Genomic DNA, 15,544 nt, shown 5'->3' with positions numbered 1-15,544 from the left:
TAACAGCGCCCTGATCCGGGAAAGTTTTACGCTCATCCGATCATCTATCTTTCCTTCCTTTCCTACTGAGTTCAGTGATTCTTGCTTTGTTATCTCTACTGACGGTTAACACATTTCGGCCATCGGTGCTGAAGGTGGCTGAGGTGACCGCTCTCTCGTGGGAAATGGTGGCTTTTCGTCGCCATGAACCATTGGCTCTCAGAGCATAAATTATCGCGGTTTTGTCGCAACTGGCCGTCACCAAAAGGCAACCATCGGCACTAAAGGTGGCTGAATTGACCCAGCCTTTGTGGACGATGGTGACTTTTTTTACCCATGATCCATCGTCCTCCCGACCATAAATTTTCGCCGTGTTATCTTTACTGGCAGTGACTAAATGGCGGCCATCGGTGCTGAATGTGGCTGAGTTGATGAAAACATCATGGGAAATCGTGGCTATTGCTTGCCATGATTCATCGTCCTGAAGGCTACATATTTTCGCAGTATCATCAAAACTGATGGTGACCAGATGGCGGCTATCGGCGCTGAAGGTGACTGATATGACAGGACTCTTATGGGTAATGGTGGTTTTTACTTCCCATGACCCATTGTCCTTCTGGCTATAGATGTTCAGCGTGTCATTTTCACCGTTGACCGTTATATGACGGCTGTCGGGACTGAAGCAGGCCGAAATAAGCGAACCGATCGGATTGCTAAGGTTAATGGCGGCTTTTACTTCCAATGAGCCATTGTCCCCCCAGCTAAAGATTTTCAGAGTTTCATTTTCAGCGGGGAGTAACACATGACGACCACTGGGGCTGATTGTGGCCAACGGGGCCGCCACCTCAAGGGTATTGGCGGCTTTTACCTCCCATGATCCATCGTCCATCAGACCGTAGATTTTCAAAGTTTTATCCGTACCGGCCACCACTGCATGACGACCATCGGCGCTGAAGCTGGACGACAGGGTCGTAGCATTATGGTTAATAGTGTATTTTGCCTGCCATGATCCATCGTTCTCCTGACCATAGATTTTCATCGCGCCATTGAAAATGACGTTCACATAGCGGTCATCAGCACTGAAGGTGGCTGACCCGATCCTGCCCTCATGGGTAATGGTGGCTTTTAATGCCCATGAACCATCGTCCAGCTGACCATAGATTTTCGCAGCCCTACTGTCTTTACCGACGATCAGCATATGACGGCTGTCGGCGCTGAGGATAACCGCACAGATCCGACCATCGTGGTTAATAGTGGCTTCTGATTTCCATGAGCCATCGGTCTTCTGGCCAAAGATTTTTACCGTATTATCAAAACTGGCGGTCACCAGGTGGCTGTTATTGGCGCTGAAGGTGGCTGTGAAGATACCTCGACGATGGGTAATTTCGGCCCTTGTCTTCAAGTTAAATCTTTTATACTGAGCCATCAGTTTACTGTTGGTGAAAAGAAGCTGAGCAGGAAAATAAGCACCATTTTGTTGCTTTACGACTGAATTGACAGTGTTCTTATTCGCAAACGGACTCAACCAATCACCGAGTTGTTGACTGTCTTTTGTCGCAATGACGGTCTTCAGTCGATAGGGGTAGGGTGAAGAAAACCGGCGATACCACGCTCTTTCCTGAGCTTTATCTTTTTTTACGAGGTCGTGGAGATATTTGCATACCCCGGCTAAACGGGTCACCCCGCGAAAATCCAAATAGCGAATAATTTCGCCATGAACCTCTATGGGTAAGTGAAAGAATGTGGGTTCAATTTTGTCCGGTAAAGTCACTTCCCTGCCCAGACTGAAACCCGTTGGCACCCCTTCCAATCGAGTTCGTTTAGTTGGTGGCAAGGAGCCGATAATGTCGGAAATGCTGTCCATAGTGTTCGTACCTGATTCATCCCGGGTTCCAAAGTCAGTATTTATCCTCGTTCGGAAAGGGCATTTAAAATGGATTGAAAGCTTAGAGTCGGTTTTAGAAATGAAAGTTCATAACGTGGAGGTTAGTGAAACTAAACAAAAACACGCTTAATTGGAGGTCGTTTCAGAAACAGCCTGTACAGAAAACCACTACTCGTTTTCCAAAGTCATTTCTGCAGGAAGTGCTTCTAATGGTCGACGGTCGTCAGTGGGTTTTATGCTCATTCGATCATCAATCTTCTTGATCAGTTCAGTAATTTTCGCCCTGCCATCTCTACCGACGGTCAACACATGTCGTGCATCGGCGCTGAAGGTGGCTGAGTTGATGCCTTCATTGTGTTGAATGGTGGCTTTTTCCAGCCATGATCCATCGTTCCCCAGACCATAAATTTTCGCCGTTTTGTCAGCACTGGCGGTCACCACAAGGCAACCATCGGGACTGAAGGTGGCTGATCCCACCCGCTTTTCGTGACGAATGGTGGCTTTAACACGCCATGACCCATCGGCCTGCAGGCCATGGATCCTTGCCGTGTTATCCTCACTGGTCGTTACCAGATGGCGGCTATCGGCGCTGAAGCTGGCGGAGGTAAGCTCTTTTTGGTGTTCAATGATGTCTTTCACTACCCACCCAGCGGTTTGCAGGCCATGGATTTTTGCTTTGCTATCACTGATAGTCACCACATAACGGCCATCGGCGCTGAAGTCGGCTGAGTGAACCTGATCATCATGAACAATGGTGGTCATTTCTCCCCATGATCCATTGTCCTGCAGGCCATAGATGATTGCTCTGTGATCTTCGCTGGTGGTTACCAGGCGGCGGCCACAGGTGCTGAGGGTGTGCGAGTGGATTACCCCGTCATGGGAAATGGTGGCATTGACTTTCCATGATCCATCATCCTCCTGACTGTAGACAGTTGCATTTCTATCTTCACTCACGATCACTAAATGACGCCTGTCGGCGCTAAAGCTGGCCGAAGAGACTATAGCATTGTGGTCAATGGTGTATTTTGCTTCCCATGATCCATGGGTCCCCTCGCCGTAGATTTTCACCTTGCCATCCCAACCGGCGGTCACTACGTAGCAGCTATCGCTACTGAAGGTGGCTGAGGAGACCCAATCATTATGAAGAATGGTGGCTTTTACTTCCCACGATCCATCGTCCTCCTGAACACAGATTTTCGCCATGCGATCTTTACTGCCGGTCACTATTTTACGACCATCAGCACTGAAGGTGGCTGATTTGACCCACTCAGTATGGGAAATGTTGGCTTTTCCTGCCCATGATCCATCGGGCTTCTGGCCAGTGATTTGCGCTGTATTGTCATAGCCGGCGGTCACCACATGGCGACTATCAGCGCTGAAACTGGCTGTGTGGATATTATGTAGATGGGTAATTCCGGTTTTTTCCACCAGCTTGAATTTTTCACATTGAGCCATTAGTTTGCTGTTGGTAAAAACTAACTGAACAGGAAAATAAACATTCCCTTGTTGTTTTATGAGTGACTCGATAGTGCTGATATCCGCAAACGACCTCAACCAGTCACGGAGTTGTTGACTATCTTTTGTCGTAACAATGGTTCTTAGTTGATATTGGTGTGGTGAAGGAAGCCGACGATACCATGCTCTTTCCAGAGCTTTATCGTTTTTTACAAGCTTGTGAAGCTGTTTGCATACCCTTGTTAAAGCGGTCACCCCTCGAAATTCCAAATAGCGAATAATTTTGGCATGTATCTCTTCGGGCAAATGGAAGAATGTTGCTTCAATTTTGTCCTTTACAGTAACCTCCCTGCCCAAACTGACACCCTTTGGTGCTTCCTCCAATCGAGCTCGCTTGGGTGCTGTTGGCGAGAGTGAAACATCAATACCGGGATGGTTGTCCTTAGGGTCCATGGTTGTTCCTTCAAAGTCAGTTTTATCTTCTTGGTAAGGGCATTTAAAATGGATTGAAAGCTTAGAACCGGTTTTAGAATGAAAGTTCAAAACATTGAGGTCATTGGACTAAGAAAAAGCAGCGCCCTGAACCTTCCGCCCTCTCCTCCCCTTACTCCGAAGTTCAGTAATTCTTGCCTTGTTATCTCCATTGACGGTCAACACATGTCGGCCATCGGTGCTTAAGGTGGGGGTTGAGTTGTATGCATTCTCGTGGGAAATGGTGGCTTTTCCTCGCCATGAACCATTGGCCCCAAGACCATAAATTTTTGCCGTTTTATCGTAACTGGAGGTTAACACAAGGCAACCATCGGCACTGAAGGTGGCTGATCGGACGCGATCTTTGTGGGTGATGGTGGCTTTTTCCAGCCATGATCCATCGTCCTCACGACCATAGATTTTCGCTGTTTTATCATGACTGGCGGTCACCAAATGGCGGCCATCGTCGCTGAAGCGGGCTGAGATGACCGCATCATTGTGTAGAATGGTGGCTTTTTTTACCCATGATCCATCGTCCTCCCGGCGATAGATTTTTGCCGTTTTATCTTCACTGGCAGTCAACAAATGGCGACCATCGTTGCTGAAATTGGCTGAGTAGATCAAATGATTATGAGAAATCATGGCTATTTCTTGCCATGATCCATCGTCCTGCAGGCTGCATATTTTCGCCGTACTATCAATACTGTTGGTTAACAGATGGCGGCTATCAGCGCTGAAGGTGGCTGATTTGATAATATGCTTATGGGTAATAGTGGACTTTGCTTCCCATGAGCCATTGTCCTCCCGACTAACGATTTTCAAAATGTAGTTTCCACCGACGATCACCACATGACGGCCATTGGGACTGAAGCAGGCTGACTGGATCAAACTCTCCTGTTTAATGGTGGCTTCTAATTCCCATGATCCATCATCATTCTGGCTAAAGATTTCTACCGTCTCAACGTAACTGGCGGTCACCGCATGGCGGCCATCAACACTGAAATTGGTCAACTTGACCCAAGTATGATGGGGAAGGGTGGTTTTTTCTTCCCATGATCCATCGGTCTCCTGATCATAGATTTTCACAGTGCCACCGTAACTGGTGGTCAAAACACGGCGGTCATCTGCAATGAAGGCGGCTGTCCTGATCGACCTTTCATGGGTAATGGTGGCTTTTACTGCCCATGATCCGTCGTCCTGCTGACCATGGATTTTCACAGTGTTACTGTTATCTCCTCCGACGATTAGCAGATGACGGCCATCGGAGCTGAGGCTTAACGACCAGATCTGGGCAGTATGGTTAATAGTGGCTTCTGCTTGCCATGATCCATCGGTCTTCTGGCCACAGATTTTCACCGTATCATCCCAACTGGCGGTCACCACGTGACTGCTATCGGCGCTGAAGCTGGCTCTGTGGATATGGGCGGGATGCGTAATTTCGGCGCTTGTCTTTAAGTTAAATCTTTCATATTGAGACATCAGTCTACTGTTGCTGAAAAGAAGCAGAGCAGGAAAATGGGCATCGTTTTGTTGTTTTACGAGTGACTTGACAGTGTTCTTATTCGCAAATGGCTTCAACCAATTACGGAGTTGTTGACTGTCTTCTGTCGCAATGATGGTCTTTAGTTGATAGGGGTAGGGTGAAGAAAACCGCCGATACCATGCTCTTTCCCGAGCTTTATGGTCTTTGACAAGATTGTGAAGATATTTGCATACCCTGGCTAAACGGCTAACTCCGCGAAAATCCAGATAGCGAATAATTTCGCAATGCATCTCTGTGGGCAAATGGAAGAATGTAGGTTCAATGTTGTCCTGTAGAGTAACGTTCCTGCCCAGACTGACACCTTTTGGTGTTTTCTCCAATCGAGGTTGCTTAGGTGTCGGTGGGAGTGAAACGTCAATCCTGGAATGTTTATCCGTAGAGTGCATGACTGTTCCTTCAAAGTCAGTATTTATCCTCGGTTGGAAAGGACATTTAAAATAGATTGAAAGCTTAGAACCGGTTTTAGAATAAAAGTTCAAAACATTGAGGTCATTGGAACAAAGAAAAAACAGCGCCCTGATCCGGGTAAATGACATAAGGAAACTGTTCTATTAAAAGCCCGCTGTAAAAGTGGTCGTCAGGTTCTCAACATAATCCTGTTTTTCAATCGGTCATCATCAAAAACACGCTTAATTGGAGGTCGTTTCAGAAACAGCCTGTACAGAAAACCACTACTCGTTTTCCAAAGTCATTTCTGCAGGAAGCGCTTCTAATGGTCGACGGTCGTCAGTGGGTTTTATGCTCATTCGTTCATCAATCTTCTTGATCAGTTCAGTAATTTTCGCCCTGCCATCTCTACCGACGGTCAACACATGTCGTGCATCGGCGCTGAAGGTGGCTGAGTTGATTCCTTCATCGTGTTGAATGGTGGCTTTTTCCAGCCATGATCCATCGTCTCCCAGACCATAAATTTTCGCCGTTTTGTCAGCACTGGCGGTCACCACAAGACAACCATCGGGACTGAAGGTGGCTAATACGACCCGCTTCTCGTGACGAATGGTGGTTTTTACGCTCCATGTTCCATCGGCCTGCAGGCCATAGATTCTTGCCGTGTTATCCTCACTGGTCGTTACCAGATGGCGGCTATCGGCGCTGAAGCTGGCGGAGGTAACCACCTCTTGGTGTTGAATGGTGTCTTTTAATACCCACTCAGCGGTTTGCAGGCCATGGATTTTTGCCTTGCTATCACTGGTAGTTACCACATAACGGCCATCGGCGCTGAAGTTGGCTGATTTGACCCAATAATCATGAATAATGGTGGTCATTTCTTCCCAGGATCCATTGTCATGCAGGCCATAGATGATTGCTCTGTGATCGGCGCTGGCGGTTACCAGGTGGCGGCCATTGGTGCTGAAAGTGTAGTAGTAGATTATATCATCGTGGTGAATGGTGGCATTGACTTTCCATGATCCATCATCCTGACTGTAGAGGGTTGCATTGTTATCTTCACTCAGGATCACCAAATGACGCCCATCGGCGCTAAAGCTAACCGACGAGACCGGAGCATTGTGGTTAATGCTGTATTTTGCTTCCCATGAGCCATCGGTCTCCTGGCTGTAAATCTTCACCTCATTACTCAAACTGGCGGTCACTACATGGCAGCTATCGGCACTGAATGAGGCCGAGGTGACCCCATGATTATGGAGAATAGTGGCTTTTACATCCCATGATCCATCGTCCTCCTGAACACAGATTTTCGCCGTGCGATCGTCACTCCCGGTGACCATCTTACGGCTATCGACACTGAAGGTGGCTGATCCGACCCAACCACCGTGGGAAACGGTGGCTGTTTCTATCCATGATCCATCGGGCTTCTGGCCAGTGATTTTCACTGTTTTGTCATAGCCGGCAGTCACCACATGGCGGCCATCAGTGCTGAAACTGGCCGTGGTGATAGAGCGTGGACGGGTACGGGTAATTTCGGTTTTTTCCACCAACTTGAATTTTTCACATTGAGACATCAGTTTACTGTTGGTGAAAACTAACTGAACAGGAAAATAAACATTCTTTTGTTGTTTTATGAGTGACCCGATAGTGCCTATATCCGCAAACGGCTTCAACCAATCACGGAGTTGTTGTTCATCTTTTGTCGTAACAATGGTCTTTAGTTGATATTGGTTTAGTGATGGAAGCCGACGATACCATGCTCTTTCCAGAGCCTTATCGTTTTTTACAAGCTTGTGAAGCTGTTTGCATACCCTTGTTAAAGCTGTCACCCCTCGAAAATCCAAATAGCGAATAATTTTGGCATGTATCTCTTCGGGCAAATGGAATAATGTTGCTTCAATTTTGTCCTTTACAGTAACCTCCCTGCCCAGACTGACACCCTTTGGTGCTTCCTCCAATCGAGGTTGCTTAGGTGTCGGCGGGGCTGAAGAGTCAATCCTGGAATGGTTATCAGTAGAGTGCATGACTGTTCCTTCAAAGTCAGTATTTATCCTCGGTTGGAAAGGAAATTTAAAATGGATTGAAAGCTTAGAGCCGGTTTTAGAATGAAAGTTCAAAACATTGAGGTCATTGGAACAAAGAAAAAACAGCGCCCTGATCCGGGAAAACGCTTTGTGCGATTATTGTTGTAAATAGTGCTTTTAACGGTTCCCTGCCGTTAGCGGGTTTTACGCTCATCGGACCGTCGATCTTTCCCTCTTTTCCTCTTTAGTTCGGTGATAGTTGCTCTGTTATCTCTACTGACGGCCAACACATGTCGGCCATCGGTACTTAAGGTGGGGGTTGAGCTGTATGCACTCTCGTGGGAAATGGTGGCTTTTCTGCGCCATGAACCATTGGCCCCAAGAGCATAAATTTTTGCCGTTTTATCGTAACTGGCGGTCAACACAAGGCAACCATCGGCACTGAAGGTGGTTGATTGGACGCGATCTTTATGGGTGATGGTGGCTTTTTCCAGCCATGATCCATCGTCCTCACGACCATAGATTTTCGATGTTTTATCATAACTGGCGGTCACCAAATGGCGGCCATCGGCGCTGAAGTGGGCTGAGATGACCGCATCATTGTGTTGAATGGTGGCTTTTTTTACCCATGATCCATCGTCCTCCCGGTGATAGATTTTTGCCGTTTTATCTTCACTGGCGGTCACCAAATGGCGACCATCGTTGCTGAAATTGGCTGAGTAGATCCAATGATCATGAGAAATCATGGCTATTTCTTGCCATGATCCGTCGTCCTGCAGGCTGCATATTTTCGCCGTACCATCAGTACTGCTGGTACACAGATGGCGGCTATCAGCGCTGAAGGTGGCTGATTTAATAATATGCGTATGGGTAATGGTGGTTTTTGCTTCCCATGAGCCATTGTCCTCCCGACTAACGATTTTCAGAGTGTCATTGTTACCGACGCCCACCACATGACGGCCATCGGGACTGAAATATGCTGACTTGACCGAAACCCCCTGGTTAATGGTGGCTTCTAATTCCCATGATCCATCATCATTCTGGCTATAGATTTTCACCGTCCGACCAGAACTGGCGGCCACCACACGGCGACCATCAACACTGAAATTGGCCGACTTGACCCAAGTATGATGGGGAAGGGTGGTTTTTTCTTCCCATGATCCATCAGTCTCCTGATCATAGATTTTCACTGTGCCATCGTAACCGTAACTGGTAGTCAGCACACGGCGGTCATCTGCACTGAAGGAGGCTGTCCTGATCGGCCTTTCATGGGTAATGGTGGCTTTTACTGCCCATGATCCGTCGTCCTGCTGACCATGGATTTCGGCAGTGTTACTGTTATCTCCACTGGCGATTAGGAGATGACGGCCATCGGAGCTCAGGCTTAACGACCAGATCACGGCAATTTGGTTAATAGTAGCTTCTGCTTGCCATGATCTATCGGTCTTCTGGCCACAGATTTTCACCGTACCATCCCAACTGGCGGTCACCACGTGACTGCTATCGGCGCTGAAGGTGGCTCTGAAGATATGGTCGGGATGGGTAATTTCGGCGCTTGTCTTTAAGTTAAATCTTTTATATTGAGACATCAGTCTACTGTTGTTGAAAAGAAGCAGAGCAGGAAAATGAGCATCATTTCGTTGTTTTACGAGTGACTTGACAGCGTTCTTATTCGCAAATGGCTTCAACCAATCACGGAGTTGTTGACTGTCTTTTGTCGCAACGATGGTCTTTAGTTGATAGGGGTAGGGTGAAGAAAACCGCCGATACCATGCTCTTTCCCGAGCTTTATGGTCTTTGACAAGATTGTGAAGATATTTGCATACCCTGGCTAAACGGGTAACCCCGCGAAAATCCAGATAGCGAATAATTTCGCAATGCATCTCTGTGGGCAAATGGAAGAATGTAGGTTCAATGTTGTCCTGTAGAGTAACGTTCCTGCCCAGACTGACACCTTTTGGTGTTTTCTCCAATCGAGGTTGCTTAGGTGTCGGTGGGAGTGAAACGTCAATCCTGGAATGTTTATCCGTAGAGTGCATGACTGTTCCTTGAAAGTGGGTATTGATCCTCGGTTAGAAAGGACATTTAAAATTCATTAAAACGCTTAGACCTGGTTTGAGAGTGAAAGTTCAGAAAATTGAGGTCAGTGAAACTTGGAAAGAGCAACACCCTGATCCGGGAAAAGGATAGAAAGAAATTTTTTATCGGGTTTTATGTTCATTAGACCATCAATCTTCCCTCCATTAGTTTAAAGACTCTCACCTTGTTATCATCACTGATGGTCAACACATATCGGACATCGGCGCTGATGGTGGCCGATCTGACCACCCTCTTGTGGGAAATGATCGCTTTTTTTACCCATGATCCATCGGCTCCAAGACCATAAATTTTCACTATTTTGTCACCCAGGGCATTCGTCACCACAAGGCAACCATTGGCACTGAAGACGGCCGATCGGACGCAACCTTTGTGGGTAATGGTGGTTTTTTCTACCCAACGTTCAGGGGCCTCCAGACCATAGATTTTTGCCGTACCATCTTCGCTGGCGGTGACCAAATGGCGGCCATCGGTACTGAAGTTGGCTGAGTAGACCGCACCCTCGTGATAAATCGTGGCTATTTCTTTCCATGATCCATCGTCCTGCAGGGCAGAGATTTTTGCCGTATGATCTTCACTGGTGGTGACCAGATGGTGGCCGTCGGCGCTGAAGGCAGCTGAGTAGACCGCACCCTCGTGAGAAATCGTGGCTATTTCTTGCCATGATCCATCTTTCTGCAGGTCAGAGATTTTCGCCGTATGATCTTCACTGGTGGTGACCAAATGGTGGCCATTGGCGCTGAAGGTCGCTGAGGTGATCCTACCCTCATGGGTGATGGCGATTTTTTGTTTCCATAACCCATTGTCCTCCCGACTATAGATGCTCACCATGTTATTTTTACCGACGATTACCACATGACGGCCATCGGGACTGAAGCTAGCTGATTTGACTGGACCACCAGGGTATATAATGGCCTCTCTTTCCCATGACCCACCGTCCCCCTGCCCATGAATTTGTGCCGTGCAATCATCGCTGGCAGTCACCACATGTTTACCATCATCACTGAAGGTGGCTGAGTTGACATGTCTGCCGTGGATAATAGTGCTTTTTTCTTGCCATGACCCATCGTCAGCCTGAACGCAGATTTTCGCTGTGAAATCGAGACTGGCAGTCACTATATGACGGCTATCGGCACTAAAAGTGGCTGAACTGACCGAATTGTTATGGGAAATGGTGGCTCTTGGAATCCAGAATCCGTTGGCCCTGTGGCGACAGATTTTTACCGTATTATCCATACTGGCGGTCACCAAATGGCGGCTATCAGGACTAAATATGGCTGTATTGACATCGTCAAGATGGGTGATTTTGGCTGTTATCTCCAGGTTGAATTTTTTACATTGAGACATCAGTTTACTGTTGGTGAACAGGAACGGAGCAGGAAAATAAATACATTTTCGGTTCTCTTGAAAAACCAGTGATTTGACGGTATTCCCATTCGCAAAAGGCTTTAACCAACCACGGAGTTGTTGATTGTCTTTTGTCATGATGGTGGTCTTTAGTTGATATCGGGATGGTGAAGGAAACCGCTGATACCATGCTCTTTCCAGAGCTCTATTCTTTTTAACAAGATAGCGAAGGTATGTGCATACCTTTGTTAAACAGTGAATGCTTCGAAAATCCAAATAGCGAATAATTTTGACATGTGTCTCTTCGGCTAAATGGAAGAATGTAGGTTCAACTTTTTCCTGTACACTAACTTCCCTGCCCAGACTGACAACCGTTGGTGCTTCAAGCAGTCTGGGTATCTTTGGTGCAGGCGGGAGTGGAGCGTCAAAATTTCTGTTCGTAAAGTGCATATCTGTTCCTTCAAAGTCAGTATTTATCTCCGGTTAGAAAGAGGATTTAAAATGGGTTGTTAGTTTAGAACCGGTTTTAGAACGAAAGTTCATAACATTGAGGTCAGTAAAAATAAGCAAAAACAGAGCCTTGCTCCGGGAAAATGACAGGAAGAAACTTTTCCATTGAGAGCTCGCTGTAAAAGTTTTAATCAGGTTCTTAACAAACCCTGTTTTCAAATCGGCTATCTTCAAAAACACGCTTAATTGCAGGTTGTTTTAGAAACAGCCTGTACAGAAAACCACTACTCTGTTGTCATTACTGGAATGGTTGTCCGAAGGGTGCATGGCTGTCCCTTCAAAGTCAGTTTTTATCCTCTGGGTAAGGACATTTAAAATAGATTGAAAGCTTAGAACCGGTTTTAGAATGAAAGTTCAAAACATTGAGGTCATTGGAACAAAGAAAAAACAGCGCCCTGGTCGGGGAAAATGCTTTGTGCGATTATTGTTGTAAAGAGTACTTCTCATGGTTCTCAGTCTTTAGTGGATTTGCGCTCATCCGACCATCCATCTTTCCATTCTTCCCACAAAGTTCAGTAATTCTTGCTTTGTTATAACTAACGGTCAACACGTACCGGCTATCGGCGCTGAAGGTGGCTGAGGTGATTGCACCATTGTGTTGAATGGTGGCTTTTTCTACCCATGTTCCATCGTCTCCCAGACCATAAATTTTCGCCGTTTTGTCTTCACTGGCGGTCACCACAAGACAACCATCGGCACTGAAGGTGGCTGATTGGACGCAATCTTTGTGGGCAATGGTGGCTTTTTTTACCCATGATCCCTCGCCATTCCGGCCATAGATGTTTGCCGTTCCATCATAACTGGCAGTCACCACATGGCGACTATCGGCGCTGAAGTTGAACGAGGTGATCATGTCCTTGTGTTTAATAGTGGCTTTTATTAACCATAATCCACTGTCCTGCTGGCCAGAGATGTTTGCTGTTCCATCAAAACTGGCAGTCACCACATGGCGGCTATCGGGGCTGAAGTCGGCTGAGTAGATAGAATGAAGATGAGAAATTATGGTTACTTCTTTCCATGAACCATCGTCTTGCAAGTTAAGAATTTTCGCCTTGCAATCTCCACTAGTGGTTACCAGGTGACGGCCGTTGTCGCTGAAGGTGCTTGAGAGGATCATCTTCTCATGGGTAATGGTAGCTTTATCTTCCCATGATCCATCGTCCCTCTCACCATAGATTTTTGCAGAGTTATTGAGGTTTAAGATCAGCGAATGACGTCCATCGCAGCTTAAACTGGTATACTTGACCAAGTGATCATGATTATATTTAATGGTGGTTTTTTCTTCCCATGATCCATCGTCAGTCTGAACGCAGACTCTGAAAGTCCTGTCTTTATTGAAGCTCAAAACACGACGGCCATCAGCGCTGAAGCTGGCCGATATCACCGGAGAAAGATGGCTGGTAGTGTATTTTGCTTCCCATGATCCATCTGTCTGGCCATAGATTCTCACCCTATCATCACTGGCGGTCAACACATGGCGGTCATCAGCGCTGAAGGTGGCTGATTTAACCAATCCAGCATGGGTAATGGTGTCTTTTACTGCCCATGATCCATCGTCCTCCTGACCATAGATTTTCGCAGTGTTCATGTCATCTCCACCGGCGATCAACAAATGATGGCCATCGGAGCTGAAGCTGGCGGAACAGACACGGCCATTCAGGTTAATAGTGGGTTTTACTTTCCATGTTCCATCGGTTTCCTGGTCACAGATTTTCACTGCATTATTCAAACCGACGGTCACCAAGTGGCGGCTATCGGCGCTTAAAGTGGCTATGGGGATACCGTGATGATGGGTAATTTCGGTTTTTGTCTCCAGGTTCAATACTTCACATTGAGACATCAGTTTATTTTTGGTGAAAAGGATCAGTGCGGGGAAGTAAGCGTTATCTCGTTTTTTTACGAGTGACTTGACAGTGCCCGTATTCGCAAATGGCCTCAACCAATCACTGAGTTGTTGATCATCTTTTGCCGTAAAGATTGTTTTCAGTTGATATTGGTGTGGGGCAGGAAACCGGCGATACCATGCCCTTTCCAGAGCTCTGTTACTTTCAACAAGAGCGCGAAGATATTTGCATACCTTTGCTAATCGGGTAATCTCCCGCAAACCCAAATAGCGAATAATCATAGATTCTGGTAAGTCGGGCAAATCGAGTAACAAAGATTTATTTTTGTAAGATGCAGTGACGTCCCTGCCTGCAATAACACCTGTTGGTGTTTCCTCCGGTCGGGGTTGCTCAGGTTTTGGCGAGAATAAACTGTCAATGCTGGAATTGCTGCTTGTAGAGTGCATGCCTGCTCCTTCAATGCTCTAAAGTCGTTATTGATCCTCAGTTAGAAAGGACATTTAAAACTGATTGAAAGGTTAGAACCGGTTTGGGAATGAAAGTTCACAAATTTGGGGTCACAGCCTGCCAAGGGCGAGTCTTTAATGGCGCAGTCGAAGCAGGTTGATGACTTCGTACTGCCACATGGGCATTAAGACCTGTTTGCTGAAGAAGATTTCCTTCCATGTCTTTTTATCATCGGTTAACCCGCGGCAGGTGATAGACAGATGGACGCGAACATTGCACTTCAGATCATGCCCAGACGTTTACAGTGCCTTTCCCTCCTGAGCCTGTGACAAGCAGAAATCAATCTCTTGGCTTTGCATCATCAAGCTTTCGTTTTCGGTGTTGCCTTCTGTGAACCGAAAAGGCTTTCGCGTTTGGCTGAGTCTTCTGGCACTCTGGGCAGGTTCGCTCTGAGGTGTGATCTTTTCTTTTGTGAGCCCACAGGGCTGTAGCGTTCGGCAGGGTCACCCGGCACTCAGGGCAGGTTCGCTCTCCGGTGTGATATTGACTTTTGTGAGCCGACAGCGCTCTCGCGTTTGGCAGGGTCTTCTGGCACACAGGGCAGGTTTGCTCTGAGGTGTGGTATTGACTTTTGTGAGCCGACAGGGCTTTCGCGTTTGGCAGGGTCTTCTGGCAGTCTGGGCAGGTTTGCTCTGGGGTGTGATCTTTTCTTTTGTGAGCCGACAGGGCTTGAGCGTTTGGCAGGGTCTTCTGGCAGTCTGGGCAGGTTTGCTCTGGGGTGTGGTCTTTTCTTTTGTGATCCGACAGGGCTTTCGCATTTGGCAGGGTCTTCTGGCACTCTGGGCAGGTTCGCTCTCCGGTGTGATATTCACTTTTGTGAATCGACAGGGCTTTCGCGTTTGACAAGGTCTTCTGGCACTCTGGGCAGGCTTGCTCTGAGGTGTGGTCTTTTCTTTTGTGATCCCACAGGGCTTTCGTGTTTGGCAGGGTCTTCTGGCACTCGGGGCAGGTTCGCTCTCGGGTGTGATATAGACTTTTGTGATCCGTCAGGGCTTTCGCGTTTGGCAGCGTCTTCTGGCACACAGGGCAGGTTTGCTCTGAGGTGTGGTCTTTTCTTTTGTGATCCGTCAGGGCTTTCGCGTTTGGCAGGATCTTCTGGCACTCTGGGCAGGTTTGCTCTGGGGTGTGATCCTTTCTTTTGTGAGCCGTCAGGGCCCTCGCGTTTGGCAGGGTCTTCTGGCACTCTGGGCAGGTTTGCCCTCCGGTGTGATATTGACTTTTGTGATCCGACATTGCTTTCGCGTTGGGCAGGGTCTTCTGGCACTCAGGACAGGTTTGCTCTGGAGTGTGATATCGATTTTTGTGAACCCACAGGGCTTTCGCGTTAGCCAGGGTCTTCTGGCACTCAGAGCAGGTTTGCTCTGGGGCGTGATATTCACTTTTGTGAACCGACAGGGCTTGAGCGTTTGGCAGGGTCTTCTGGCACTCAGGGCAGGCTTGCTCTGGGGTGTGATCTTTTCTTTTGTGATCCGATAGGGCTTTCGCGTTTGGCAAG

Annotated in this window: 8 protein-coding genes; all 8 read right to left on the bottom strand. The window is 47.4% G+C overall.

The window, feature by feature from the left end; translation table 11 throughout:
* Positions 1 to 40: 40 nt before the first annotated feature.
* Positions 41 to 1,843, bottom strand: a complete 1,803-nt coding sequence (locus tag KBW69_RS19285) for an F-box protein (RefSeq protein WP_257281921.1) — start codon at positions 1,841 to 1,843, stop codon at positions 41 to 43.
* Positions 1,844 to 2,032: 189 nt separating this feature from the next.
* The gene (locus tag KBW69_RS19280; RefSeq protein ID WP_257281920.1) at positions 2,033 to 3,772 is read right to left on the bottom strand and encodes an F-box/WD40 repeat-containing protein; all 1,740 of its coding nucleotides are present in this window, start codon (positions 3,770 to 3,772) and stop codon (positions 2,033 to 2,035) included.
* A gap of 108 nt (positions 3,773 to 3,880) precedes the next feature.
* Positions 3,881 to 5,719, bottom strand: coding sequence for an F-box/WD40 repeat-containing protein (locus KBW69_RS19275; RefSeq protein WP_257281919.1), 1,839 nt, complete (start codon positions 5,717 to 5,719; stop codon positions 3,881 to 3,883).
* A 285-nt stretch (positions 5,720 to 6,004) separates the two neighbouring features.
* On the bottom strand, positions 6,005 to 7,744 hold the full coding sequence (locus KBW69_RS19270) for an F-box/WD repeat-containing protein (protein ID WP_257281918.1): 1,740 nt from the start codon (positions 7,742 to 7,744) through the stop codon (positions 6,005 to 6,007).
* A gap of 194 nt (positions 7,745 to 7,938) precedes the next feature.
* Positions 7,939 to 9,783: an F-box/WD40 repeat-containing protein gene (locus KBW69_RS19265; RefSeq protein ID WP_257281917.1), complete on the bottom strand. Its 1,845-nt coding sequence runs from the start codon at positions 9,781 to 9,783 to the stop codon at positions 7,939 to 7,941.
* Positions 9,784 to 9,964: 181 nt separating this feature from the next.
* A complete protein-coding gene (locus KBW69_RS19260) occupies positions 9,965 to 11,638 on the bottom strand; it encodes a WD40 repeat domain-containing protein (RefSeq protein ID WP_257281916.1) in 1,674 nt (557 codons plus the stop codon).
* Positions 11,639 to 12,119: 481 nt separating this feature from the next.
* Positions 12,120 to 13,988, bottom strand: coding sequence for an F-box/WD40 repeat-containing protein (locus KBW69_RS19255; protein ID WP_257274570.1), 1,869 nt, complete (start codon positions 13,986 to 13,988; stop codon positions 12,120 to 12,122).
* 340 nt (positions 13,989 to 14,328) lie between these two features.
* On the bottom strand, positions 14,329 to 15,544 hold a 1,216-nt coding region (locus tag KBW69_RS19250), incomplete at its 5' end, for a C2H2-type zinc finger protein (protein WP_257281915.1).

Source organism: Endozoicomonas sp. ISHI1 (genome assembly GCF_024606225.1).
Lineage (GTDB): Bacteria > Pseudomonadota > Gammaproteobacteria > Pseudomonadales > Endozoicomonadaceae > Endozoicomonas_A.
This window is presented reverse-complemented; position numbering and strand designations above follow the sequence as displayed.

Bases quoted from the DNA above. Each gene is read 5' to 3' on its own strand.
- KBW69_RS19265 (WP_257281917.1), bottom strand. From the start codon at position 9,783: ATGCACTCTACGGATAAACATTCCAGGATTGACGTTTCACTCCCACCG.
- KBW69_RS19260 (WP_257281916.1), bottom strand. From the start codon at position 11,638: ATGCACTTTACGAACAGAAATTTTGACGCTCCACTCCCGCCTGCACCA.
- KBW69_RS19285 (WP_257281921.1), bottom strand. From the start codon at position 1,843: ATGGACAGCATTTCCGACATTATCGGCTCCTTGCCACCAACTAAACGA.
- KBW69_RS19275 (WP_257281919.1), bottom strand. From the start codon at position 5,719: ATGCACTCTACGGATAAACATTCCAGGATTGACGTTTCACTCCCACCG.
- KBW69_RS19255 (WP_257274570.1), bottom strand. From the start codon at position 13,988: ATGCACTCTACAAGCAGCAATTCCAGCATTGACAGTTTATTCTCGCCA.
- KBW69_RS19270 (WP_257281918.1), bottom strand. From the start codon at position 7,744: ATGCACTCTACTGATAACCATTCCAGGATTGACTCTTCAGCCCCGCCG.
- KBW69_RS19280 (WP_257281920.1), bottom strand. From the start codon at position 3,772: ATGGACCCTAAGGACAACCATCCCGGTATTGATGTTTCACTCTCGCCA.